At 51.5% G+C, this 23,088-nt stretch carries 22 protein-coding genes; 13 read left to right on the forward strand and 9 right to left on the reverse strand.

Annotated features, from left to right (window positions below; genetic code table 11):
* The first annotated feature begins 7 nt into the window (after positions 1-7).
* Together ABFZ84_RS08805 and ABFZ84_RS08810 are read left to right on the forward strand one after the other, a co-directional pair.
* On the forward strand, positions 8-1,954 hold the full coding sequence (locus ABFZ84_RS08805) for an acetyl/propionyl/methylcrotonyl-CoA carboxylase subunit alpha (RefSeq protein WP_369313629.1): 1,947 nt from the start codon (positions 8-10) through the stop codon (positions 1,952-1,954).
* Positions 1,954-2,814 (forward strand): BKACE family enzyme, encoded by an 861-nt coding sequence (locus ABFZ84_RS08810; protein WP_369314558.1) that lies wholly within the window; start codon positions 1,954-1,956, stop codon positions 2,812-2,814. The genes ABFZ84_RS08805 and ABFZ84_RS08810 overlap by 1 nt, the downstream gene beginning before the upstream one ends.
* On the opposite strand, the gene trxB is transcribed toward ABFZ84_RS08810, so the two are convergent.
* On the reverse strand, positions 2,811-3,758 hold the full coding sequence (gene trxB / locus ABFZ84_RS08815) for a thioredoxin-disulfide reductase (RefSeq protein ID WP_369313630.1): 948 nt from the start codon (positions 3,756-3,758) through the stop codon (positions 2,811-2,813). The two genes, ABFZ84_RS08810 and trxB, sit on opposite strands and share 4 nt — an antisense overlap.
* Before the next feature lie 273 nt (positions 3,759-4,031).
* Here trxB and ABFZ84_RS08820 point away from each other — a divergent pair, with 273 nt between their 5' ends.
* The 6 genes from ABFZ84_RS08820 (at position 4,032) to ABFZ84_RS08845 (ending at position 9,734) form a co-directional block, all read left to right on the forward strand.
* Entirely contained in the window at positions 4,032-5,165 is a 1,134-nt protein-coding gene (locus ABFZ84_RS08820; RefSeq protein ID WP_369313631.1) for a homogentisate 1,2-dioxygenase, read from the forward strand.
* Between the two features lie 5 nt (positions 5,166-5,170).
* The gene (locus tag ABFZ84_RS08825; RefSeq protein WP_369313632.1) at positions 5,171-5,395 is read left to right on the forward strand and encodes a DUF6980 family protein; all 225 of its coding nucleotides are present in this window, start codon (positions 5,171-5,173) and stop codon (positions 5,393-5,395) included.
* A 39-nt stretch (positions 5,396-5,434) separates the two neighbouring features.
* The gene (locus ABFZ84_RS08830; RefSeq protein ID WP_369313633.1) at positions 5,435-6,448 is read left to right on the forward strand and encodes a fumarylacetoacetate hydrolase family protein; all 1,014 of its coding nucleotides are present in this window, start codon (positions 5,435-5,437) and stop codon (positions 6,446-6,448) included.
* A gap of 38 nt (positions 6,449-6,486) precedes the next feature.
* On the forward strand, positions 6,487-8,496 hold the full coding sequence (locus ABFZ84_RS08835) for a TonB-dependent receptor (protein ID WP_369313634.1): 2,010 nt from the start codon (positions 6,487-6,489) through the stop codon (positions 8,494-8,496).
* 220 nt (positions 8,497-8,716) lie between these two features.
* Positions 8,717-9,475, forward strand: coding sequence for an alpha/beta hydrolase (locus ABFZ84_RS08840; RefSeq protein ID WP_369313635.1), 759 nt, complete (start codon positions 8,717-8,719; stop codon positions 9,473-9,475).
* A 1-nt stretch (position 9,476) separates the two neighbouring features.
* Positions 9,477-9,734, forward strand: a complete 258-nt coding sequence (locus ABFZ84_RS08845) for a hypothetical protein (protein WP_369313636.1) — start codon at positions 9,477-9,479, stop codon at positions 9,732-9,734.
* A 38-nt stretch (positions 9,735-9,772) separates the two neighbouring features.
* Here ABFZ84_RS08845 and ABFZ84_RS08850 read toward each other — a convergent pair whose 3' ends face one another.
* Both ABFZ84_RS08850 and ABFZ84_RS08855 read right to left on the reverse strand, forming a co-directional pair.
* On the reverse strand, positions 9,773-10,135 hold the full coding sequence (locus tag ABFZ84_RS08850; protein ID WP_369313637.1) for a YMGG-like glycine zipper-containing protein: 363 nt from the start codon (positions 10,133-10,135) through the stop codon (positions 9,773-9,775).
* 221 nt (positions 10,136-10,356) lie between these two features.
* Positions 10,357-10,725, reverse strand: a complete 369-nt coding sequence (locus ABFZ84_RS08855) for a hypothetical protein (protein ID WP_369313638.1) — start codon at positions 10,723-10,725, stop codon at positions 10,357-10,359.
* A gap of 237 nt (positions 10,726-10,962) precedes the next feature.
* Here ABFZ84_RS08855 and ABFZ84_RS08860 point away from each other — a divergent pair, with 237 nt between their 5' ends.
* The 4 genes from ABFZ84_RS08860 (at position 10,963) to ABFZ84_RS08875 (ending at position 13,573) form a co-directional block, all read left to right on the forward strand.
* On the forward strand, positions 10,963-11,988 hold the full coding sequence (locus ABFZ84_RS08860; protein WP_369313639.1) for an NADP-dependent oxidoreductase: 1,026 nt from the start codon (positions 10,963-10,965) through the stop codon (positions 11,986-11,988).
* 124 nt (positions 11,989-12,112) lie between these two features.
* Positions 12,113-12,598 carry a CC0125/CC1285 family lipoprotein gene (locus ABFZ84_RS08865; RefSeq protein ID WP_369313640.1) on the forward strand — a complete coding sequence of 162 codons (486 nt, stop codon included), beginning with the start codon at positions 12,113-12,115 and terminating at the stop codon, positions 12,596-12,598.
* The gene (locus tag ABFZ84_RS08870; protein WP_369313641.1) at positions 12,599-13,153 is read left to right on the forward strand and encodes a cupin domain-containing protein; all 555 of its coding nucleotides are present in this window, start codon (positions 12,599-12,601) and stop codon (positions 13,151-13,153) included.
* A 6-nt stretch (positions 13,154-13,159) separates the two neighbouring features.
* On the forward strand, positions 13,160-13,573 hold the full coding sequence (locus ABFZ84_RS08875) for a PaaI family thioesterase (RefSeq protein ID WP_369313643.1): 414 nt from the start codon (positions 13,160-13,162) through the stop codon (positions 13,571-13,573).
* On the opposite strand, the gene rsmA is transcribed toward ABFZ84_RS08875, so the two are convergent.
* The 6 genes from rsmA to ABFZ84_RS08905 form a co-directional block, all read right to left on the reverse strand.
* Positions 13,570-14,412: a 16S rRNA (adenine(1518)-N(6)/adenine(1519)-N(6))-dimethyltransferase RsmA gene (rsmA, locus tag ABFZ84_RS08880; protein WP_369313644.1), complete on the reverse strand. Its 843-nt coding sequence runs from the start codon at positions 14,410-14,412 to the stop codon at positions 13,570-13,572. The genes ABFZ84_RS08875 and rsmA overlap by 4 nt on opposite strands.
* Positions 14,409-15,425 (reverse strand): 4-hydroxythreonine-4-phosphate dehydrogenase PdxA, encoded by a 1,017-nt coding sequence (pdxA, locus tag ABFZ84_RS08885; protein WP_369313645.1) that lies wholly within the window; start codon positions 15,423-15,425, stop codon positions 14,409-14,411. The genes rsmA and pdxA overlap by 4 nt, the downstream gene beginning before the upstream one ends.
* A gap of 4 nt (positions 15,426-15,429) precedes the next feature.
* Positions 15,430-16,743, reverse strand: coding sequence for a peptidylprolyl isomerase (locus tag ABFZ84_RS08890; RefSeq protein WP_369313646.1), 1,314 nt, complete (start codon positions 16,741-16,743; stop codon positions 15,430-15,432).
* A 78-nt stretch (positions 16,744-16,821) separates the two neighbouring features.
* Positions 16,822-19,065 carry an LPS-assembly protein LptD gene (locus ABFZ84_RS08895; RefSeq protein ID WP_369313647.1) on the reverse strand — a complete coding sequence of 748 codons (2,244 nt, stop codon included), beginning with the start codon at positions 19,063-19,065 and terminating at the stop codon, positions 16,822-16,824.
* A gap of 139 nt (positions 19,066-19,204) precedes the next feature.
* Positions 19,205-20,299 (reverse strand): LPS export ABC transporter permease LptG, encoded by a 1,095-nt coding sequence (lptG, locus tag ABFZ84_RS08900; protein ID WP_369313649.1) that lies wholly within the window; start codon positions 20,297-20,299, stop codon positions 19,205-19,207.
* Positions 20,299-21,411, reverse strand: a complete 1,113-nt coding sequence (locus ABFZ84_RS08905; RefSeq protein ID WP_369313650.1) for an LptF/LptG family permease — start codon at positions 21,409-21,411, stop codon at positions 20,299-20,301. The genes lptG and ABFZ84_RS08905 overlap by 1 nt, the downstream gene beginning before the upstream one ends.
* 174 nt (positions 21,412-21,585) lie before the next feature.
* Between ABFZ84_RS08905 and ABFZ84_RS08910 the strand changes: the two genes are divergently transcribed.
* Complete coding sequence (locus tag ABFZ84_RS08910) at positions 21,586-23,076, forward strand: leucyl aminopeptidase (RefSeq protein WP_369313651.1); 1,491 nt, start codon at positions 21,586-21,588, stop codon at positions 23,074-23,076.
* The last annotated feature ends 12 nt before the right edge of the window (positions 23,077-23,088 follow it).

Below are 23,088 nucleotides of genomic sequence, written 5' to 3' on the forward strand. Positions count from 1 at the left end.
TAAACCTATGACAACAATACGCAGACTGTTGATTGCGAATAGAGGCGAAATCGCGTGTCGAATTATTGATACGGCGCGCGGGCGAGGTATCGAAACCATCGCTGTTTACGCTGATGCGGATGTGAATGCGCGACATGTTCGACTTGCGGATCAAGCGGAATATATCGGGCCTTCGGAAGCCGCAAAAAGCTATTTGAATATTGAAGCGATTATCGCGGCAGCGAGGCGGTCTGGGGCAGACGCGATTCATCCTGGTTATGGTTTCTTATCCGAGCGAGCAGATTTTGCACGGGAATGTGTTCAAGCTGGTATAATATTTGTGGGGCCGCCCGCCGATGCAATTAGTGCGATGGGCGATAAGGCGAGCGCGAAAGAGCGTATGCTCGCCGCTGACGTTCCTTGTATCCCGGGGTATCAGGGGGCTGATCAATCGGAAAGTAGTTTGAAGACTCAAGCAGACGCCATCGGTTATCCCGTGATGGTAAAAGCCTCAGCGGGCGGTGGTGGGCGTGGTATGCGTATTGTTCGCACCCCTCAAGACCTATCGGCTGCGATTCAATCAGCACGCGTCGAGGCTGAAAATGCGTTTGGTGATGGGCGGTTGTTGCTTGAGCGCGCAGTCATTGGGGCGCGTCATATCGAAATTCAAATATTTGCGGATCAACACGGTAACTGCGTCTATCTCGGTGAGCGTGATTGCTCTCTCCAGCGGCGCAATCAAAAGGTAATCGAAGAAGCCCCTTCTCCAGTATTGTCAGATGACCAGCGCAAGGCGATGGGCGAGGCGGCGGTAAAAGCGGCCATGGCTGTCGGCTATATGGGCGCGGGGACAGTTGAATTTCTGTATGATCCTGCACGGGGCGAGTTTTATTTTCTAGAGATGAATACGCGATTGCAAGTTGAACATCCTGTGACGGAGATGGTCACGGGACTTGATTTAGTCGCTATGCAGATCGACGTCGCTGAAGGGCGCGCATTAACGGTTCACCAACCAGATATTCAATCAAATGGTTGGTCTATTGAAGCGCGACTTTACGCAGAAGATCCGTCAAACAACTTTACGCCCCATTCAGGTGAAGTTCGTTTTTTTCAACTGCCTGAAAATACCCGATGCGACTCTGGGATTGACCAAGGCGATGATATTTCAAGTTACTATGACCCAATGGTTGCCAAGGTCATTGCCCATGGGCAAAGCCGCGATGAGGCGAGGGCAAAGCTTATTCGCGCGTTGAATTCGACGACGATGTTCGGCGTTGCCAATAACCGGGATTTTCTAGTTTCACTTTTGTCTGATGAAACCTTTGCCAAAGGTGAGGCGGCGACGAACTATATTGAGGAAAACCTTGATCGCCTGGGCGCGCGAAGTCATCACCCCTTGGCGATTGCGCTGGTGGGGGCGGCGCTTCTTGATACCGATTTTAGTGCTGAATTGTCAGGTTGGAATTCGCGTGGTTCAGCGGGTTTCCCTTTGTTGTTGCGCAGTATTGATGGGGTGACAGTCAACGCAAATTTATCGCTTTGCGGGCAGGAGATCACGGTAGCGTGTGCAGACAATGAAGCGAAAATTACAGTCACGTCCAAGGGTGATAATCAAATTCATTTCGTAGCGGATGGGCGTAAAGTGATCGCAAAATATTTTCGCGATGGTAATGTCGTTGAGTTGGATGTTGAGGGCCATTGGCATCGCTTTAGCGATATTACGTTGGCACCGGCGTCGGGTGCTGCGGGCGGCGACGGCGTTGTTAAAGCACCGATGGCCGGAATGGTCGCTAATGTTTCGGTAAATGTAGGAGATACTGTCTCAAAGGGACAGGTTGTCGCCACTATCGAGGCCATGAAAATGGAACACCAGTTAAAAGCAGCACGCGACGGAATAGTGTTGGAAGTCAATGTTAAGTCAGGTGACCAGGTTGCCATTCGCACGAAATTGGTTGTTCTGAAGACGGAGGAATGATGAGCGATAAGGCAATAATAACATGTTCGTTGACAGGTGTTCTGACAAACCCTGAACAACATCCCGTTCCGGTGACCCCACAACAAATGGCTGATGAGGCAAAGCGAGCCTATGATGCTGGTGCGACGATTATGCATGTGCATTATCGGCAACAGGAAAAGGGCAAGGGGCACTTGCCGACATGGGACCCGGTGATTTGCAATGAAATAAATGACGCAATTCGGTCACTTTGTCCGGATGTCGTGATTAACATGACCACCGGCGTTGTTGGACCAGAATATCAATATGTTCTTGATTATCTTCGCGCTTGTAAACCAGAAATGGCGGCGTGTAATGCAGGTACACTGAATTATCTAAAAACGCGGAAAGATGGATCATGGGCGTGGCCGCCAATGGTGTTCGATAATCCCGCATCGAAGGTAAAAGCGTTTATTGATGTGATGACCGAATGCAATATCATTCCAGAGTTTGAATGTTTTGATATTGGTATTGTTCGTTCGGTGGGGCTTTATATCGAAAATGGCATGACTGACCATGCTGATTATAATTTTGTGATGGGCGTTGCGAGTGGAATGCCGGCAGATCCGGATTTGTTACCGCTGTTGGTCAAGTATAAAAAAGACAGGATGCCGTGGCAGGCGACTGTTATTGGGCGTGACGATGTTTGGGCGGTTCATGAGCGCGTCGCGGCATTGGGCGGCAACCTGCGGACCGGGTTGGAAGACTGTTTCTATCTACCAGATGGTTCAAAGGCGTCGTCAAACGGTCCAATGATTGAGGCGCTTGCAAACTGCGCGAAAAAAGCGGGGCGCGCTATCACGAGCCCCGCAGAAACTAGACAGATGCTTAAGCTGAATTAATCAGCCATAGCTTCTTCGGCGGCCAGCAGTTTTTCCGCTTCTAGGGCGGCCATACACCCCATTCCCGCAGCGGTCACCGCTTGGCGATATATATCGTCGGTGACGTCGCCGGCGGCGAATACGCCTGAAATATCTGTTGCGGTCGAATCCGGCTTGGTAACAAGATAGCCATGATCTTTCATGGACAGCTTACCCGCAAAAAGCTCTGTGGACGGTTTGTGGCCGATTGCGACGAATACGCCATCAGTTTGGATGTCACGGGTATCGCCAGTCTTTGTATTCTTAATCCGCGCGCCGGTAACACCCAATGGATTCTCATCGCCAAGAATTTCTTCGAGCGAATGATCCCAAACCACGTCAATATTTTCTTTTGCAAATAGGCGCGCCTGTAGAATTTTTTCAGCACGTAATTCATCGCGGCGGTGAATAAGGGTTACTTTCTTGGCGAGACCCGAAAGATATAAAGCTTCTTCAACAGCGGTATTACCGCCCCCGACAACAACAACATCTTTATTGCGATAGAAAAATCCGTCGCAAGTCGCGCATGCAGAAACACCGAAGCCTTGGAATTTTTCTTCGGAGGGAAGGCCGAGCCATTTTGCCTGGGCACCAGTCGCAATAATCAAAGTATCGGTTTCATATATTTCGCCGCCATCGCCCGTTAGCGTGAATGGGCGTTTGGATAGGTCAACATCTGTGATCAGATCATTGACGAATTCTGTACCAACATGTTCGGCTTGTTTTTGCATCTGCTCCATCAGCCACGGGCCTTGGATTACGTCGGCGAACCCTGGGTAATTCTCGACATCGGTCGTAATGGTCATTTGGCCGCCCGGCTGAAGGCCATGGACGAGGATCGGTTTAAGGCCGGCGCGTGCGGCATAAATCGCGGCGGTAAGGCCGGCAGGGCCAGAGCCCAAAATCAACAAACGTGTTTTTTTCACTTCTCGTCCTCGTTCTCGGTTTCGGACTGCGCATTGGGCGCAGAATTCATCAGATGGCCAGCCCGCCAATCGAGTTCAACCTCGCGGCAGGGCAGGCTCGCGCAGGCGTTACCAAACCACACGACTAAGGACCAGCCCCAGAACGATAAGGAGAGATGTTGGCGTTTTCTTTTCTCAGAGATAGCGTTGACTATTGCGAGGGGTGGGTCAAAATGGTAACAAATGTTACTAATAAGGATCTAGCCAAGATCCGAATCGGACGAGGAGCGCCTAATGTCAAAAAAATGGATTACTCCGTCGCGGACCGAGGGTGTGGCTTCGCGGCAGGCTCATGCGGACCTGCCTACGGGAACCTATGAGCGGGAAATTTCCAAAGAGGGGTTTTTTGGTCCAGCGGCGTTCATGCATCATCGTCGCCCACCGACGGGCTGGATAAATTTTGAAGGCCCTTTGCGTCCGCGTGCGTTCGACCTTGCGGGTCTTAAGGATTCTTATTCTTCTCCCTGGTCGGCGACGCGGGTTTTGCACAACGCCGCCACGGAAATTCGCTTTTGGCGACTTGATAACCCAATGAACGCGCTTGCGCGGAATGCCGACGGTGATCAGTTGTTGTTTATCCATGATGGGCAAGGCGAATTGTTTTGCGACTATGGGCATCTTTCGTTCGAAGCGGGCGATTATATCATGCTGCCGCGTGGTACGATGTGGCGACTTGCACCATCAAAAACGGTTTCAGTACTGATGATTGAGGCGACAAATAATCATTTTATGCTGCCTGATAAAGGGTTGTTAGGACCACATGCGATTTTTGACCCGGCCATGCTCGATACACCAAAAATTAACCAAGCCTTTCGCGATCATCAAGCCAATGATGGTGAGACCCATGTTGAAATTAAAAAGCGCGGGCAGGTATCGGTTGCGACTTATCCATATAATCCACTTGATGTTGTCGGTTGGCACGGTGAGTTATCGCCAGTGAAATTGAATGTCAGGGATGTTCGTCCGATCATGTCGCATCGGTATCATGTGCCACCGTCGGCCCACACAACATTTCTTTCTGATCGTTTTGTGGTCTGTACATTTGCCCCGCGTCCGTTTGAAACGGACCCGGGTGCGCTCAAGGTTCCGTTTTTTCACAACAATGATGATTTTGACGAAGTGTTGTTTTATCACGCGGGTGATTTCTTTAGCCGCGATAATATTGACGCTGGCATGATGACATTTCATCCGTCAGGATTTACCCACGGGCCTCATCCCAAAGCGCTTGAGAACATGTTGGTTTCCAAAAAGCCAGCGACAGATGAGTATGCAGTGATGATTGATACGCGTGATCCGCTTGATGTGGGGGCGGGTGTCGATGCAATTGAAAACAAAGAATACGTCAATAGTTGGCGGACGAGAGAGTAATATTTATGGCGCGTACCCAGCACCCAAACCCTGAATCGCTTTGTTGCGAGACAATGCAGGCATCGCTTGAAATGAATTGCGATAATCATGATGATCCGTTCGAGTGTCCGGATAGTCTGATCGCTTACAACGAAGCGTTCAATCAGTTTGGGTTGATTGTTCATGATGGTGGGCGAAATGTGGTCATCATTCGTCATTGCCCATGGTGCGGTGTCAGCCTGTCGTTGTAATTTGGCGAAAATCTTAGTGGTATAACCTCGGGAGATCTCATGAAACTTGCATCACTGAAAAACGGTAGAGACGGAAAGCTTGTGATCGTATCAAACGATTTGACGCGCTATACCGATGCAGGACGCGTTGCGCCAACGTTACAGGCCGCGCTGGATGATTGGGAGAATATAGCCCCTGCGCTGAATGAGCTCGCACAAGGTCTTGAAACCGGATCAGTGCCAGTTGAGCGGTTTCACGAGCGCGAAGCTGCATCGCCTCTTCCTCGGGCTTATCAGTGGGCGGATGGATCAGCTTATATCAATCATGTGGAGTTGGTGCGTAAGGCGAGAAACGCAGAAGTGCCAGATAGTTTTTACGAAGATCCGCTGATGTATCAAGGCGGATCGGATGCATTTCTTGGCCCCCGTGATGATATTCTGATGCCCCAAGACCAAGGCTGGGGCATCGATATGGAAGGCGAAATCGCGGTCATCACCGGGGATGTTCCTATGGGCGTGGCGGCAGATGAAGCAGGGGATTACATTCGTCTAGTGATGTTAGTGAACGATGTGTCATTGCGCGGGCTGATTCCTGGTGAACTGGCAAAAGGATTTGGATTTTTTCAATCAAAACCATCGTCTGCTTTTAGCCCCGTTGCCGTCACACCAGACGCCTTGGGCGATGCGTGGAAAGATAATGCGCTACATTTACCGCTTCTCGTGCGCTATAATGGAAAACCGTTTGGGCAAGCGAATGCGGGAAAAGATCTGACGTTTAATTTCGGCCAATTAATCGCCCATGCAGCCAAATCAAGGCCGCTTTGTGCGGGTACAATTATCGGGTCAGGTACGGTGTCAAATAAGCTCAATGGTGGTCCGGGCAAGCCGATTGCTGAAGGCGGTGACGGCTATTCATGTATCGCCGAAATTCGGATGATTGAAACCATTGAAAACGGTAAGGCCACGACACCATTTATGAGTTTCGGGGATACGGTTCAGATCAAGATGAAAGACGGCGATGGTCGTTCAATTTTTGGTGCGATTGAACAAAGGGTAGCAAAATACGAACATTAACTGTATACGGTTTTTGTAATTTTGTTGCGGAGCTTTCCTTGAAAAATATTCTTCTTGCCAGTGCGGCTGTATTTTCAACATTGGCAGGGGGCGCGTTTGCCGACGATGACATCGTTGTTTCAGCAGAGCGGAGAGAACAGTCTTTAAATGAGGTTCCGCAGAGCATCGCAGTTATTAGTAAGAATGATCTAGAACTCATTGATTCTGATCATGTTTCTGAAATTCTCGCGCGTGTTCCCGGGGTAGCTTTGCATCGTGGTTCTGGCGCGGAGCAGCTAACGGCGATCCGCTCGCCCGTGCTGACCTCCGGGGCCGGGGCCGGGTCATTCCTGTTCCTAGAAAACGGTGTGCCCATCCGTTCGGCGGGTTTTGCCAATATCAACGGGCTTTTTGATGCGCATTACGAAATTGCTGACCGGATAGAGGTTATTCGTGGGCCGTCGGACGCTGTCTATGGGGCAAATGCCATTCATGGAGTTGTGAATGTTCTAACGCCATTACCAACCGAATCCGTATTGATCTTTGCTGAGGCATTTGGTGACACCGAAGACCGGTACAAATTCAAAGGGACAGTCTCCGGCACAGATGGTGCTCATGGTTGGTTTGTGGGCGGTTCTGTGGTGACAGAATCTGGCTATCGTGATGATGCGGGGCTTGATCAACAAAAGCTAACATTGCGCCACGTCTTTGACGATGGCGGTGTCACTATCGATACAATCTTTTCATTTGATAATTTGGAACAAGAAACCGCAGGGTTTATTTTTGGCTTTGATACGCTGAAAGACCGCGATCTGCGGCGTAGCAATAATTTCCCGTTGGCTTATCGTGACGCCAAGGCGGCGCGCCTTCAATCGACAATTTCCTTTGATGCCGGAGAAAATACGCGCGTGACGTTCACACCTTATGGTCGATGGAACCAAATGGAATTTCCGCAGCATTTTCTGCCGTCGAACGCGCTAGAAGAAAACGGCCACTGGAGTGTCGGCGCGCAGAGCGCAGTTTATCATGATGTCGGTAAGCTATCCCTAATTGCGGGTGCAGACATTGAGTATACGGATGGATATCTCAGCGAATTCCAATCGGCACCGCGAATATTTTCGTACACACCTGGTCAGCACTACGATTATGATGTTTCCGCATTTCACTTGTCGGGTTTTGTCCAAGGGGCATACGCTTTAGGGCCACAGACAACGGCAACTGCGGCTGTTCGGGTTGATGGTACATTCTATGATTACGATAATTTGATCGATAGCGGCATTGAAGGTCGTTTTCTACGGCTTGATGATCGTTCTGATGAATTCGTAACGGCAAGCCCAAAATTCACATTGATGCACCACGTTAATGACGGTGCGTCGATCTATGCCAGCTATTCTCGCGGTGCCCGGCCACCGCAAACAACGGATCTCTATCGCCTCCAAATAAATCAGACCGGGGACACAGCTCAACCAGAAAAAATTGATGCTTTCGAGGTCGGTGCCCGTGCGGCGCTCGGCGAGCGTATTGATTTGGGGCTCGTGGGTTTCTTCATGAATAAACGGAATTTCTTTTTCCGTGATGCTGATGGTTTTAACGTCTCGAATGGCAAGACCCGCCACGTGGGTGTCGAGGCGGATGTGCAAATTGAATTGTTAGAGACTCTGCGCTTGAGGAGTGCCGTGACTTATGCGGCGCATACATATCGATTTGACCGCATTACCGGGAACGCATCTGAAACAATTACTTTTGGTGATGATGTCGACACCGCACCACGCGTGATTGCGAATACACGCGTGACTTGGACGCCGATTGATCGAACGACCCTAGAGGCCGAATGGGTTTCAATGGGATCTTATTTTACTAATGCGGCGAACGATCGTTCTTATGGCGGACATGATGTTTTAAATCTGCGCGCAGAGGTTGGGCTGACATCATCGCTTGCTGTTTTTGCGACCGTTCGAAACGTGACTGACGCGCTATACGCCGAGCGAGCGGACTATGCCTTTGGGAAGGACCGTTATTTCCCCGGTGAAGAACGCACCTTCGGGTTTGGTCTACGTTACCGGCAATAAGTCCGCCCATCTGCTATCCAGTCTTTTCTTGGATGCTGCCAGCGCATAGGCTTTGCGTTGGGAAACCGGGAGACAGGTGTTGGCAAGTTTACGCGCGAATTTCTTTAATTGGTATATCAAGGCGACCTTTCGCTCAAAGCCCATCCACCTTGTTCCTCCTCAAACATTGCGAGAAGGCGCAGAAAAACTAGCGCCTGAGAAGCCGCCATCAGGTGTCACAATGGAAATTGTAGATGACAGCCCGGTAAGCGGGGAATGGCACCGTTCAGAGCGTGCGGTTGCTGGTCGTACAATATTATACCTACATGGTGGCGGGTATGTGTTTGGTTCGCCTAAATCGCATCGCGATGCGACATTTGCATTGGCACGGGAGGCTGCTGCTGACGTGTTCTCGCTCGATTACCGAATGGCACCAGAGCATCCATTTCCGGCGGCGGTAGATGATGCAATCAACGCATATGAATGGCTACTATCAGAAGGGCGCAACCCAAAGACCCTTGTCATCGGTGGTGATTCTGCCGGGGGCGGTTTGACGCTCGCACTATTGCTATCCATTAAAGAGCGCGGGTTACCCATGCCTGCTGGGGCACTACTTTATTCTCCGTGGACCGATCTTGCGGCAACGGGTGCATCGCTTACGGCGAATGAGGAAAGTGATGTGATGTTTAAGGCGATCTACATCTCCGAGGGTGCAAAGCGCTATCTTGGTGATGCAGACCCGACCACACCCTTAGCTTCGCCGCTTTATGGTGATTTAAGCGGTCTACCACCGATGATGATTTTCGCCACCAATAGCGAAGTCCTGCTCGATGATTCGGTCAGATTGCATGATCGCTTAAAGTCTGCCGGCGTCGCATCGGAATTACATCTCGAAGATGGTTTGTGTCACGTTTGGCCGATTTTCCCCGGACGTTTTCCGGAGGCCACTGCAGCGGTAAAGAAAGCCGCCGCCTTTATTCAAAAACGCACCGGAGGCTAGAATGAAACCAGCAACAGGCAAGTTGATCATCGCGATCATACTCGATCTGGTGGATTTCACGATTGGCCGAATTCCGGGGTTTGAAATTGTTGTTGATGGGGCATTAGGCATAGCGGCTGTAGCCTTGTGGGGCTGGCCCGGACTGATAGCGTTTTGGGAAATTGCTGACCCAACCGGTCAGATTGATGCATTCGTGCCGACTATGACATTGATTGCGCTTAGCCAAATGCGCAAAAATAAATCACCCCGCACAGAGTAATAAATTCGCTCTGGCGAGGTGATTGAAATGTCTTTTTGTTATGGGCGTCCGCGCCCGTAAGAGCGGAATTCGCCATTTTGCCACCATGTGTCACCCGTTCGTGGGTCCACGTAGTAATAGCGGTCGGCGTAATTATCATAGCGACGTTCGCCATTATCGCGTGCGCGCCCGAAACAATCATCTGCACGCGAACAACCGGCAATAGCGCCACCAACAGCGCCAACACCGGCACCAATCGCCGCGCCTTGGCCCGGTTTACCGGCGATGACTTCACCAGCAACGGCACCGGCAGCAGCGCCAGCGGCGGCACCATAAGCGGCATTGCGTTCTGCGGTGCCAGATGATGTGCACGCAGATACCATCATAAGACTGCTTGCTGCGGCGGAAATAAGTAACTTCATGGGATGCTCCCTCAATCGTCGCCCTGATTATGGGTGGGCTGAATATGGAGGAAACACAGACCTTTGTCGGCGGTTCCAAGACCTTACTAAAGTTCAATCAATAACGGCCGGAAACAAAAGGCCGGAAACAAAAGGCCGGAAACAAAAGGCAGGTAACAAAAAACCCGGCATAGTTCAAAAAACTGGCCGGGTTTTGTGACGCAACAATTTTAGTTGTGGGATTAGTAGCGATTACGACGACGTGGCTGACGACCATATTCACGGAACGACCCATCATCCCAATATGTGTCACCGTATTGTGGATCTTCGTAATAATAACGGCCTGAATAACGGTCATAGCGGCGGTGGCCATGATCTCTGGCGCGGCCCCAACATGTGCCGGCGCGTGAACACCCTTCATAGGCACCAAGTGCAGCCCCGACGAGTGCGCCATAAGCGGCCCCCTTACCGGGGCTTCCCGCGAAAACCTCGCCGGCTATCGCGCCGCCAGCAGCACCTAGCATCGCGCCTGTTAGCGCACCTTCGCCTGTAGATTGGCACCCTGTAACCGCAAGCATCATAGCACCGGAGGCGATAATTAGACTTTTCATTTTGTTCTCCTTCGCATGGGTAATGCGCTAAATTCTCTTCGACTTACTCATACCATGCGGCTCCTGCCGCGCCGTCCATGACAATTAATCAAGGTGGCAAGGCGAGAATGAGGCAGAGCTGCGGCGGAATTGGGCATGACTGCATCACACTCTTGCGAGGTGGTGAGATTGGCATAGGTTGCAGGAAAGCCACTGCTTACGGATGTAGGTAGAACGACAGCAGAAAAGGAGATCACGATGAGCAAAGCAGTATTCCTCACGAATTACCCGGCGGGAATGCCCGGGCCGGAACATTTCGAGACCCGTGACGTTGATGTGCCTAAGCCCGACGAGGGCGAGATGCTGTGCCGTACAGTTTGGATGTCGGTTGACCCTTATATGCGTGGCCGGATGCGGCCTGATGTCAAAAGCTATATTCCGCCGTTCTCGCTTGATGCGCCGCTTGAGGGTGGGGCGGTTTCAGAAGTGGTCGAATCAAATGTGCCGGGTTTTGAAGCCGGAGACTACATTGTTGATTTCCTCGGTGGGTGGAAAGAGTTTTACATCTCCAAAGGCGAACGGACCCAAAAAGTTGATCCTAATCTCGCGCCGCTTTCTTCCTATCTTGGTGTTTTGGGAATGCCGGGTATGACTGCGTGGGCCGGTGTCACACAAATTCTTAAGCCGCAAGAAGGCGAGACACTTTTTGTATCTGGTGCCGCTGGTGCGGTTGGGTCTGTTGTTTGCCAATTAGGTAAAGCCAAAGGCGCGCGTGTTGTTGCTTCCGCTGGATCAAAAGAAAAATGTGACTGGCTGGTCGAAGAGGCCGGTGTCGACGTGGCGTTGAATTACAAAGACTATAAAAATGCCAACGAGCTAACCAAGGCTCTGGCGGAAGCTGCGCCAAAGGGCGTTAACTGCTATTTCGAGAATGTTGGTGGCATGCACCTAGAAGCGGCGCTTAACTGCATTGCGCTCGGGGGGCGAATGGCCCTTTGCGGTATGATTGCGGTTTACAACAACACAGAAGTTGAGCCTGGCCCACCGAACCTTGTTAATCTAATCGGTAGAGGTGTCATGGCACGCGGTTTTATTGTTTCTGAGTATATGGACAAAACAATGGAATTTGCGGCTGAAGTCGCACCGTTGTTAGCCCAGGGAAAAATTAAATACCAAGAATCCGTATACGAAGGAATTGAAAAAGCACCGGATGCGTTTGTAGGTTTGTTCAAAGGCGAGAACAAAGGCAAGGCCGTTGTGCGCGTAGGGCCAGACCGTAGTTAGGTCGCCATTTTCGTTTTTTGAGAAAGGCCCGGCTTTGTCCGGGCCTTTTTGCAATGAATAAGGGTTTTGCGCATATCGGTCGCGGGTGCTAGCCTAGGCGTTAGCAAGATGGGAGCTACGATCCATGAAACATTTGTCGATGTTAGCTGCGTTTTTCGTGGTTGGTGCCTGCGCCACGGTGGGGCCGACAAGTTACGGACCCGCTGATTCAAACGGGTTTGGTTATGGGAGCACCCAAATCGAATCAGACCGGCACCGGATATCCTATCAAGGCTCTGGCGATATGCCGCCAGAATTGGTCGAAGATTTCGCCCTTTTACGGGCTGGCGAGATTGCGCTTGCGAAAGGTTTTGATTGGTTCCGTGTTGTCAGTCGTGACATCGCAGGCGAAGAAAAAGGCGGTGTCGGGATCGGTGCTGGCTTTGGAACCGGTTCTTATGGGCGACGTAGTAGTGTCGGTGTGGGTGTCGGCGGCGATCTTGGTACAGTCGGCGGCCGGACCTATTTCACGGTGCGCATGGAAGTTCTAATGGGACGTGGTGCACCACCCGAGGACGGGCAGTATTATGATGCGCGCGAAATTGTTGATACAATTGGTGGACGGATTTAAATGAGCGAGGGTGCAATGGACTGGGAGTCTCTTCGCCGAATTGTGACCGACAATGATGCTGAAGGACGTTCACGCGTGCTTATCGATGGCTCCGCTGCAAAACTAATTGCCCTAGAGGAGGCGGGACTTGCTGAAATATGGTCAGCGAAGCTGTCTGAGGATAAACTTCTCGATGCGACCGACCGACTTGTCGATCTTGATCTAGTTCTTGAGCCGGAGGCGGGGTCTGTCAAAGTACGCTGGTTTTCGGTGGCACCCGAAGAAGAGGGTAAATCACCTGAGGAAATTGAAGCCGGAGCCGCCTTTGCGTTTGGCGCGGTGGGTGCGGCGCACTGCCGTGTCGACACGACGCGTCACCCAGCAATGCACAAGACGGATTCGCTTGATGTTATTGTTCTGGTGAAAGGGGCCGTTGATCTATTGCTAGATAATGATGAGGCGGCCTCGCTAAAGCCCGGCGATGTCGTAATTCAACGCGCGACAAACCATGCGTGGGCGAACAAAGGCAAAGAGACGGCTTTGTTGGTTGCCGTTTTGATAAACGCGCCGGGTTAGACGGCGATGTCAGAAGAAAACCTTGCTGACGCATTTAACGAAAACAACGCGCCATTCGCAAAGACAATGGGTGTGCGAATGACGTTGGTGACGAAAACGCGCGTTGAAGGCGAATTAGACGTCAAGGAAGAAAATTGCACCATACCACCGACGCTTCATGGCGGCGCGATTATGGCGTTGGCGGATAACATGGGTGGTATCGGCGCATTTTTGAATATGCCCGAAGGTTCGTTGACCTCAACAATTGAGAGTAAAACAAACTTCTTGCGGGCGATTCCTATTGGGCAGACTGCAAAAGCAGTCACCACACCCGTGAACATTGGGCGTACTTTACAGGTATGGAAAACTGATATTTTTCGCGAAGACGGAAAGCTGGCAGCGGTCGTAACGCAAACGCAAATTATCCGTGCAGCGACTTAACGCTGTTCGTGGAATTTTGCCATTTTTTTGTATTGCTCTATGGTTAGCTCTTCGGCCCGTTGGGTTTCTTTGACGTTGGCGGCTTCGAGTGTTTGGTATAGCTGCGATCCCAATAATGACTTTAGTGATGAACGCAACATTTTTCGTCGCTGTGAAAATGCAGCTTGGGTGATGCGTTCAAGCGCTGCAAGGTGTGGGAAGTGACTGGCGGGTTGTTCAAATAGAACAACGGTTGATTCAACTTTGGGCGGCGGGGTGAAGGCTCTTGCGGGAAGATTAAAAGCTCTAGAAGGCTGTGATGCGGCCTGAGAGATAACGGATAGGCGCCCGAAAGTTTTCGAGCCCGGTGCCGCGAGAATTCTGTCCGCAACTTCTTTTTGAAACATGAGCGCCATGACTGACCAAAGCGCTGGCCCTGCTTTAAGCCATTTGATCAATAGCTCGGTCGAGATGTTGTAAGGCAGGTTGGCGACGATTTTTGCGGGCGTATTATCACCAAGAATTTGGGCGTCATTGGCGCGCATGGCATCGGCCTCGACGACAGATAGACGGCCATCGAATGCAGCGTTCACTTCTGCCAAGGCTTCGATGCAGCGATGATCACGTTCGATTGCGATGACACGCGAGCCGGTTTCCAAAAGCGCGCGGGTAAGGCCACCAGGGCCGGGGCCAATTTCAAGAACGACATCGTTTTCGTTGACCGATGCCGTGCGCGCAATTTTTCGTGTCATGTTGAGGTCGAGCAGAAAATGCTGACCTAGTGATTTTTTTGCCCCGAGTTCATATCGCTCGATAACCTCCCGCAATGGAGGAAGCCGGTCATTGCCAATTTCGGTCATTGTTTCGCCGCGCGTTTTGTTGCCATTGCCGCGGCTAGGCGTATTGCGGCTACCAGACTGTCTGAGCGTGCTGACCCTTTGCCAGCGATATCCAATGCCGTGCCGTGGTCCGGAGAAGTTCGAACAATGGGAAGCCCCAGAGTGACATTTACTGCGTCATGAAACGCTAATGTTTTTGCGGGGATCAGCGCTTGATCGTGCAGCATACAAAGCGCTGCGTCATAGCTCGCCCGTGCTTCTTCGTGAAACATCGTATCAGCGGGCAGAGGGCCGCGCGCATCGACCCCCATTTTGTTCAGGGCAGCGATAGCCGGTGCAATCACGGAAAGATCTTCGTGCCCCAGCGTGCCAGCTTCGCCTGCATGTGGGTTTAACCCAGAGATCGCGAGGCGCGGATTTGTAATCGCGAAATCAAAACGAAGGGCCTCGGCGGTGACAATCGCCGCGCGTTTGATCATGTCCGGGTTCAGGTCCGCTGCCGCAGATGCCACCGATTGATGGATCGTAACCGGAACGGTTTTAAGGGCAGGGCCCGCCAGCATCATGACCGGGCCACGTACGCGACCATTTGGCATCGGCGTGGTAGCAGTAAGGGCTGCGAGAAATTCAGTATGACCCGGAAACTTAAACCCTGATGCGATCAAAGAAGATTTTTGGATGGGGTTCGTGACAACACCTGTTGCCGCTCCTGCAAGCGAATAGGAAACTGCGCGCTGAATGCTCTCGATGACAGCGGGGGCATTTTCTGGCGCAGCAATACCTGCCTTTGCCGCTATGGAATGTTCAAGCGGTAGCACGGGTAAGGTGTTTTGGAACACAGCGACGGCATCGTCAGGCGCGGAGATTTCGGTGATCGTGGTGCCGTGAAAGAGTGATGGATCGGCGATTATGAAGAAACAAATGCCGTCTTGTCGCAATCGCTCCCAAGCGCTGATCGTAATTTCAGCACTGACGCCACCAGGCTCGCCCATGGTTAGGGCGAGCGGGGCGTGAGGGCCACAATGTGCCGCCATGAGATTAACCGTTTGGTTGGAGTAGTGACTTCATGCGCACATCAACCATGGCGTCGCGCTCGACGTCACGCAGATATTGTTGTGCGATGCGGGCCAACTGTCGCGAATAAATTCGGTTCTCGAGCGCTTCGCGGGATGGGAGGCCAAGACCTTCGTCTTTATCGCAGACATAGGCTGAATGATATGCGCCATCTGCTTGAATTACGGGGCTTTGTTCTTCCCGAGTAAGGTCTTCGACGAAGGGACGGAAGCGGTCGTCAATCTGGTCGAGAGTCACATTTTCAAGCAGGCTGTAGCCAACCCCCTGACCCATATCAATGCGCAATGAACGGCCGGAACAGATCTCTGCGGATTTGATTTTATCCAACGCAGCACGGGCTGCGTTGTTACCCATTTCCGCATCGGCCGCCGCATAGGCCAAGGTGAATGTTGGCTCACCTTTTTCTGTAGCCTGACGTTTATCACGAACCGCGAGGATCATGAACGCGCCTTCTGACGGGATTGGGTTGGTAACAGAGCCAGGTGGCAATTCGCGGATTGCTGTATCGAGCTCTTCTGCAAGCTCGCCCGAACGAACCCAGCCTAGATCACCGCCGACCGCAGCGGTCGTACAGGCAGAAAATTGCTGTGCGACAACTGAGAACGGAACACCGCGGCGCATTTGTTCAATCAGCTGCATCGCGCCTTGATAATATTGCTGTGCCTGCGATTGGTTATCGACGGGGATACAAATTTCTGAGACGAGATATTGCTCTTTGCTCGCGTCTTCGCGCATGCGTTCCAGAGTGTTTTCAATTTCGTCTTCGCTGACACGGACGCGGTCGCGATAACGGCCTTGAACCAATTGTGGCCAAGCAACTTGTGCGCGAATTTGTTCGTTAAGTGATTTGATTGAGACACCAGTTCCCTGAAGCATTTCGATCATCTGGGGGAGGGTCAGACCTGATTGAGCTGCCATCATGGAAAGCTCGTCCTTGACCTCATCATCAGTGACTATGAGGTCATATTTCTTGGTTTCCTGCAGCTTGAGCCGCTCTTCGATCAAATCGCGAAGGGCTTGTGCTTGTAGTTGAGGGAACGCTTCTTGCGGAATTTTCCCACCCGAGGAAATCACCATCATTTTCATGCGTTGGCGTACGTCAAAAGTGGTGACAACCCCGTCATTAACAACCGCTGCAACGGCGCTCGCCGGAACACCCGAGCGGGCGATAACTTCGTCGCTGGTGGGGCGTTTGTCTGTTTCCGGGGTTTGCGCAAAAGCTGAGGACAGGCTGAGAAGAATGCTGCAAGTCACTGAACTTAATAACGAAAATCGCATTAGTTTACTTTATCCTGTATTTACTATCATCGGCCAGCCCATAGTGAAAATAGACTGAATTGTGAGCTGTGCAAGCGCTCAATCGACAAGCGACTTGAGCGTGAAGCTGAGAAGGATCGCGTTGTCCCGCTTGAGGTTGGCATCGAAGGTCCGATTTCGCCGGTAAGTCACGCCAAAAGTCGAGCATTCGTCTTCATAGCCAAGTGTGAAATCTTGCCGGATAGTTTGGTTGCTTTCAAGATTGATCCGCCACGCGCCGCCCACCGACCAGTGGTCGGTGATTTTTGCACGACCAGAGGCCGTGAGTTCCTCGCGACGGGTTAGGTTATTGGCAACGTTTTCTTCGTTCAAACGAACATAACTCAAATTCGCTTGGAACCGGCTTGAGCGATAAAAAGCAAGGGATTCGGCGCGTTGAAGCCCGAGGGTTTTATCATCAAGTCGGAAGCGGTTTTCGATTCCAACACGCTTGAATCGGAAATTAAGTGAGCCGACCAAGTCAGAACTTTTCTCGCCGAGACCAGATGAGGAATCAAACGCATCGGTGTCTTGCAAGCGGAGTTGTTGTCCGATTGCGCTCTCGATTGAAAGCCCGTTTGGAAAGATTGCCGATGCCGTTAGGCCAATATTCATCCGCTGGCCATCTTCGAATGCGTCGTACCCTGTTGATTTATTGTAATCAAATAAACCTGCATAATCGAACTCGATACTCTGAGAGTCCTCGTTGATGATATCGGCTGGGTTCTGGTCGGCTAAAGACGCAACAATCTGAACGCGCGGTTCCAGGAATAGGCGTGCACCATGAAATTCACGGGTTAAGGGGTAGGACCATTCGGCACCGACGGTCGGTGCAATTCGGCTTTCAAAACCTGATGTTTCTGTTGTTGAAAACCCTGCAAAATCGGTAGCGCAAGCGGCGGTAGCGCTCGTGCAAATTTCCGTACCGAGATCAAGGTCTTGGAAATGGTATAGATCCGCGCGCGCTTCCGCAAAAAAGTTAAACCGGTGGCCGTTGCGCGTAATGATATCGCGCTCCCAATTTGCGGTTGTCGTGAGGCGCTGGGAATCGATACCGTCCGTCCGATAGAGTGACGCTATATTCGCACCGATTGAGGCGCGGCCACCCGCAATTTTGTCGGCAAATTTATATTTGTAATCAACAAGCGGCAGAACATAAGGAATAGTTGACGAGTCGTCGGACGAACGCAGTCCTTGGAATATGAAGGTGTCGAAGGTGAGGTTAGATCCGCCATTTGACCATTCCACCTTGGCATTACTGCGCAATTGGTTGGTTTGACCGCGGTCAAGTTCTTGGCGCAAATCTCCGCGCCGCTCGACATCATATTGTCTTAAATAAGTATCGTCAGAAACGCGCTCGACATCGTAACTGACGCGCCAATTCTCGCCGAAATCGCGATAGCCGCGCCCGAATAGATGCCACCGGACACCGGGCACATTTTCGGTTGGTTCGCTGGTATTGTCATAGTCAATGACACCGCCGGAAAGAACATGATAGCCGTCATTGCCCCGCCGGCGCCATTCGCCCTGCCACAATACGCCATCTGACGTTGTGAATTTGGGGAAGAAGGTTGCATCCTGATGATTGGAAATCGCCAAATAATAAGGCAGCTCGATATTGAAACCGAGGCGGCTCGATGTACCAATATTCGGCGGCAGGAAACCAGACTGCCGTTCCACGGACGGATCGGGGGTCTGAAGGAACGGCGCGTAGATAATCGGTATGCCTTTGATCTCTAAAAACGCGTGATGAAAGCGAACCACTTTGCGTTCTTTATCGCGCGTGACCCTAAGGGCTTTGATGCGCCATGTCGGTGTTTTGCCTTTGCCCTTGTCGTTGCAGACGTTACAGGAGGTATAAACAGCGCGGCTCAGACGGGTGCGGGCACCCTGTTCCTGAATGGCGCTATCAGCGGCAAGACGTGCATTGTTCTCCAAAAGGGCGCTGAAATTTTCTGCGACCCCGTCACGAAGGTCGCCAGAGAGTTCAACACGGCCCGCGAATGCTGTCTCGAGATTGGCATCAGTGATTGAGACATTGCCTTCGGCGATAACAATATCAGTGGCTGGGTCATAGATCAGTTTATCGGCGCGAAGGTAGCGTTCACCGAAATACGCCCTGACATCACCCTCTGCGACAATGGGGCCTTCGTCTAAATCACGGCTGACGCTGTCGGCTTCGAACAGGACTGTTTCCTGCTCGTCGTCGCTATTCGTTGCGATGGGGTCGCTTTGGGCCATTGCCAAGGGCGTGATGGCAGACGGCACAAATCCGCCTCCGACACCAGCCAGGATCGTTGACACAAATAGGCGCGCTAATAGGCGGTTTTCAGTCAACACAAAAGTAGGCCCTTCGCAGCGCGAATCAGTAAGAAAAGGTTTTGATTAGAGATATATGAGGGATTCGGCGAGGTCTAGTCGATCCATCATTTCAACCGCAATATCAACCATCTTCTAAGTGCAACATTGCCGTTATGGCTGCAAGTGAGGCAACAATCGCTGGCGTCCACGCCGCCAAAGAGGCCGGGGCAAGCCCTGACTCGCCCAATGCGGTCGAAATCTCCGATAGGACATAGAGCACAAACCCAGCCAAAATAGACAACACAGCCAACTGTATAGCGCCGCCTGTGCGCGGTGGGCGCATCGAAAAGGCGGCCGCGATCAGAACCATCGCCAAGAGTTTAAGTGGCGTCGAGCACAATTCGTGAAAACGAATATTATACCGAACCGTCGGCAGGCCGGCTGCATCTGCGAGTAAAATGAATTGCGGCAGTTGCCACAGGGACATTGTTTCAGGTGGTGATACGCGTTCTCTCAGATTGCCAGAGGTGAGGGTCGTAACGACTGCATAAATCGGGACATAATTCTCAACCTCGCTGGCCGGGGAGCGAAGCCGCGCTTCGTGGAGTTCCAATGTATTGCCAGAAAGAAATGCCTCTTCGGCGTCGATGCGTTCAAGGAAAGCGCTTTCGGTGTCAAAGCGCCAGATCGTGACACCTTCGAGGACCTCACGCTGCTCGTCGAAGTTCCGAGAATTGATGATCAATTGTCCGGAGCTATCGCGTTGACGAAGCCAGATACCGTCACCAAAAACCCGGACCTGATTACCATCAATACCCTGCTTTTTGCTTTTAATTGTTTCCGCATGAGACATCAGACTTGCGGAAAGTGGATCAATAGCTGTGATGACAATAAAACCGAACACGGCTGCGATGAATGCAGTCGGCCCCAACAGCCGCCAGACGGAGAGACCGGCTGATCGCATGACCGATATTTCTGACCGCTTGTTGAGTTGGTAAAACATCCAAATCGAACCGAAGAGAAAAACAAACGGGACGAGTGCTTGGGTCAATGATGGTGCGCGTAAGAGCGTGAGACTAAGAGCGAGGCTGAAATCGCCATTAGCGACCTTGCCGACAAACCGCATATTTTCGATGAGGTCCACCAGCAGAACAAGGCATGTCAAAATCGCAAACAAACCGCCAACGGCAATCACGGTTCTGAGGGCAATGTAGCGAAACAGCGTACTAGGTGGCATTAGGCGACCCTCCGCTGCGGAAAGATCCGCCAATTTTGTGGCGCAAACACAAGAAATGCAGCGACCCCAATTGCCGCTGTGGGGGGCGCATAAAGCATCCAAACTGTGCCCGCTTCGCTTGCAAACCCCTGAGCAAGAAATCCAGCCACCCGAAGGCCAAAAATAATCGCGCCAGCACTTGCGACACGAAGAAAATAACTGCGCCGCGTATAAGAACCGCCGATGAGGGCATTAAGCCCGACCAGAACATAAGCGAACGTATAGAGTGGAGACGCCAATCGCGCATGACCTTCGGCAATGAGCTTACCTGAATTTGCCCGATCATAGGGTTTCGATAAGTCGGGGTGAAGCAGTTCCCCAAGGTAGCGCTCTGTCAGTTCGAGTTGAAGCTCGCCGGGATCATCATTCAAAGACGAGACATTAACCGCCCAATCGTCAAAACGAATAATATCCACCTTGCCGCTATCACGATTTTCGCGTTGGATATTGCCATTTTTTAAGATCAAAAGCGGCCCGGCTTTGGTTTCCTGTAAGATGGCACGTTGGGCCATATAGGTTTCGCGTTTTTCGTTATTGCGATAATCATTGATCAGCAAACCGACAAACTGATTGCCGGGGCGAGACTCGTCTACATAGATCGTGAAGCCCTTTGAAGCGCTAATGAACTCGCCACTGCGCAAGAGGGAGGTAGCGAAATCGGCGCGGATATCAGCAACGGTCTGTTTCAAAACGCGGTAGCTGCGCGGCATCAGATCCACATTGACATAAAGCGTCGCACATGCGGCCAGTAATGTTATGAACAAAAGCGGCACAGCAATGCGCCAGCGGCTAACCCCGGCGGCAAACATAACCGCAATTTCACTATCAGAATGGAGCCGATAAAGGGCGTAAACCACGGCCCCAAAAAGAGCGAAGGGAATGATAATCGCCAGCAGGCTGGGGATAATCAGAAGACTCAAATAAAGGAAAACCAGAAAGCCTTGACCATATTCAACAATAATCTCGATTCGTTGAAGGCTTTGGGTCATCCAGACAATAGCAGTAGTTACTACCAAAATAAGGATAAGTGGCATCAAACACTGGCGCAGGATATATTTGTCCAGACTGTTCAATTTATCGCGCTCTTTCCTTATTATATGACGCGAGTAGAGTAGCGCCGAACTTTGATATCCGGCCTAGCACAATCCTGACCCGCGCTGAAAGCATCCCGCCTTTTTTGACGGAAAATTATAAGAGTCTATCGGCAAGGTTTGGAGACCAAAAACAAACTGTACAAGAGGACTTTCATGCAAATTACGTTTTCCGCTGCCGCACTCCCAAAAACCGGCGCGATTGTCATCCCCGTATTTGAGGACGGCGGCAAGCCGAAGGCTTATGACGATCTTGATAAGATCACCGATGGCGCATTAGAGCGGGCGGTTAAGGCCGCAGGGTTCAAAGCGAAAAAAGGCAAAACACTTGAAATCGTCGCGCCGTCAGGGATCAATAATAGCCGAATCATTCTGATCGGTGCTGGCCCATCAAAAACATTCTCTTTGTTGGATGCGGAAGCGCTCGGCGGGAATGCTTCTGCTAAATTACTTGGGGGTTCGGATAAAGCCGGCGTGATCGCGCTTACTGGCTTTGCGGTTAAAGGTGTTGATGCTGGCGAGATGGCTGCGCGGATTGGCCATGGCGCGCGGATGAAAACCTATCGTTTTGATAAATACCGCACCAAAGAAGAAAAAGACGACAAGCCGAGTCTCACGAAAGTCACAATATCAACGACGGCGACTTCGGCAAAAACCCAATATACGGCACTCGATAAAATTGGTGACGGCGTATTCCTGACCCGTGATCTCGTATCGGAACCGGCGAATATCCTGTTCCCGGAAAGTTTTGCAAAACGCTGCCAGGAACTCAGCAAGCTTGGTGTCAAAGTCAAAGTCCTGGGCGAAGCTGAAATGAGCAAGCTCGGCATGGGGTCGCTTCTGGGTGTTGGTCAAGGCTCTCGCCGCGAGTCAAAACTGGTCGCCATGGAATGGAACGGCGGCAAAAAAGGCGACGCGCCAATCGCATTCGTTGGTAAAGGCGTTACTTTTGATACGGGCGGCATATCGCTCAAGCCGGCTCCTGGTATGGAAGATATGAAGTGGGATATGGGCGGTGCTGGCGCAGTGACAGGCGCGATGGCGGCGATTGCTGGGCGTAAAGCAAAAGCCAATGTTATTGGTGTTGTCGGTCTGGTGGAGAACATGCCTGATGGTAATGCTCAACGTCCCGGTGACGTTGTAACCTCAATGTCGGGTCAGACGATTGAAGTCTTGAACACTGATGCGGAAGGGCGTTTGGTTTTGGCTGATGCGCTTTGGTGGACACAGGAAACATACAAACCGAAAGCCGTTATTGACCTTGCAACATTAACCGGTGCGATTATCGTTTCTCTTGCCCATGAATTTGCGGGTATCTTCACCAAAGACGACAAACTCGCGCAACAGCTTCAGACAGCTGGTGAAACCTCGGGTGACAAATTGTGGCGTATGCCGCTGACCCAAGCGCATGACGACATGATCAAATCTGACATTGCAGACATGCAAAATATTGGTGGTAAGGGCGCTGGTTCTTCTACTGCGGCGGCGTTTCTTGGTCGTTTTGTTAAAGATGGCGTATCTTGGGCGCATCTCGATATCGCTGGCATGGCTTGGAACACCAAAGACAAACCAACCTGTCCGAAAGGTGGTTCTGGCTACGGTGTTCGCTTGCTAGATGAATATGTAAGAGCAAATTACGAAAAATAATAATTCAAAGAG

Origin of the sequence: Hyphococcus lacteus (assembly GCF_041058985.1) — a bacterium.
Classification (GTDB): domain Bacteria; phylum Pseudomonadota; class Alphaproteobacteria; order Caulobacterales; family Parvularculaceae; genus Hyphococcus; species Hyphococcus lacteus.

Excerpts from the sequence above, each read along its gene's own strand:
- ABFZ84_RS08805 (WP_369313629.1), top strand. The coding sequence starts at position 8 with ATGACAACAATACGCAGACTGTTGATTGCGAATAGAGGCGAAATCGCG.
- ABFZ84_RS08810 (WP_369314558.1), top strand. The coding sequence starts at position 1,954 with ATGAGCGATAAGGCAATAATAACATGTTCGTTGACAGGTGTTCTGACA.
- ABFZ84_RS08820 (WP_369313631.1), top strand. The coding sequence starts at position 4,032 with ATGTCAAAAAAATGGATTACTCCGTCGCGGACCGAGGGTGTGGCTTCG.
- ABFZ84_RS08825 (WP_369313632.1), top strand. The coding sequence starts at position 5,171 with ATGGCGCGTACCCAGCACCCAAACCCTGAATCGCTTTGTTGCGAGACA.
- ABFZ84_RS08830 (WP_369313633.1), top strand. The coding sequence starts at position 5,435 with ATGAAACTTGCATCACTGAAAAACGGTAGAGACGGAAAGCTTGTGATC.
- ABFZ84_RS08840 (WP_369313635.1), top strand. The coding sequence starts at position 8,717 with ATGGAAATTGTAGATGACAGCCCGGTAAGCGGGGAATGGCACCGTTCA.
- ABFZ84_RS08845 (WP_369313636.1), top strand. The coding sequence starts at position 9,477 with ATGAAACCAGCAACAGGCAAGTTGATCATCGCGATCATACTCGATCTG.
- ABFZ84_RS08850 (WP_369313637.1), bottom strand. The coding sequence starts at position 10,135 with ATGAAGTTACTTATTTCCGCCGCAGCAAGCAGTCTTATGATGGTATCT.
- ABFZ84_RS08855 (WP_369313638.1), bottom strand. The coding sequence starts at position 10,725 with ATGAAAAGTCTAATTATCGCCTCCGGTGCTATGATGCTTGCGGTTACA.
- ABFZ84_RS08860 (WP_369313639.1), top strand. The coding sequence starts at position 10,963 with ATGAGCAAAGCAGTATTCCTCACGAATTACCCGGCGGGAATGCCCGGG.
- ABFZ84_RS08865 (WP_369313640.1), top strand. The coding sequence starts at position 12,113 with ATGAAACATTTGTCGATGTTAGCTGCGTTTTTCGTGGTTGGTGCCTGC.
- ABFZ84_RS08870 (WP_369313641.1), top strand. The coding sequence starts at position 12,599 with ATGAGCGAGGGTGCAATGGACTGGGAGTCTCTTCGCCGAATTGTGACC.
- ABFZ84_RS08875 (WP_369313643.1), top strand. The coding sequence starts at position 13,160 with ATGTCAGAAGAAAACCTTGCTGACGCATTTAACGAAAACAACGCGCCA.
- rsmA (WP_369313644.1), bottom strand. The coding sequence starts at position 14,412 with ATGACCGAAATTGGCAATGACCGGCTTCCTCCATTGCGGGAGGTTATC.
- pdxA (WP_369313645.1), bottom strand. The coding sequence starts at position 15,425 with ATGGCGGCACATTGTGGCCCTCACGCCCCGCTCGCCCTAACCATGGGC.
- ABFZ84_RS08890 (WP_369313646.1), bottom strand. The coding sequence starts at position 16,743 with ATGCGATTTTCGTTATTAAGTTCAGTGACTTGCAGCATTCTTCTCAGC.
- lptG (WP_369313649.1), bottom strand. The coding sequence starts at position 20,299 with ATGCCACCTAGTACGCTGTTTCGCTACATTGCCCTCAGAACCGTGATT.
- ABFZ84_RS08910 (WP_369313651.1), top strand. The coding sequence starts at position 21,586 with ATGCAAATTACGTTTTCCGCTGCCGCACTCCCAAAAACCGGCGCGATT.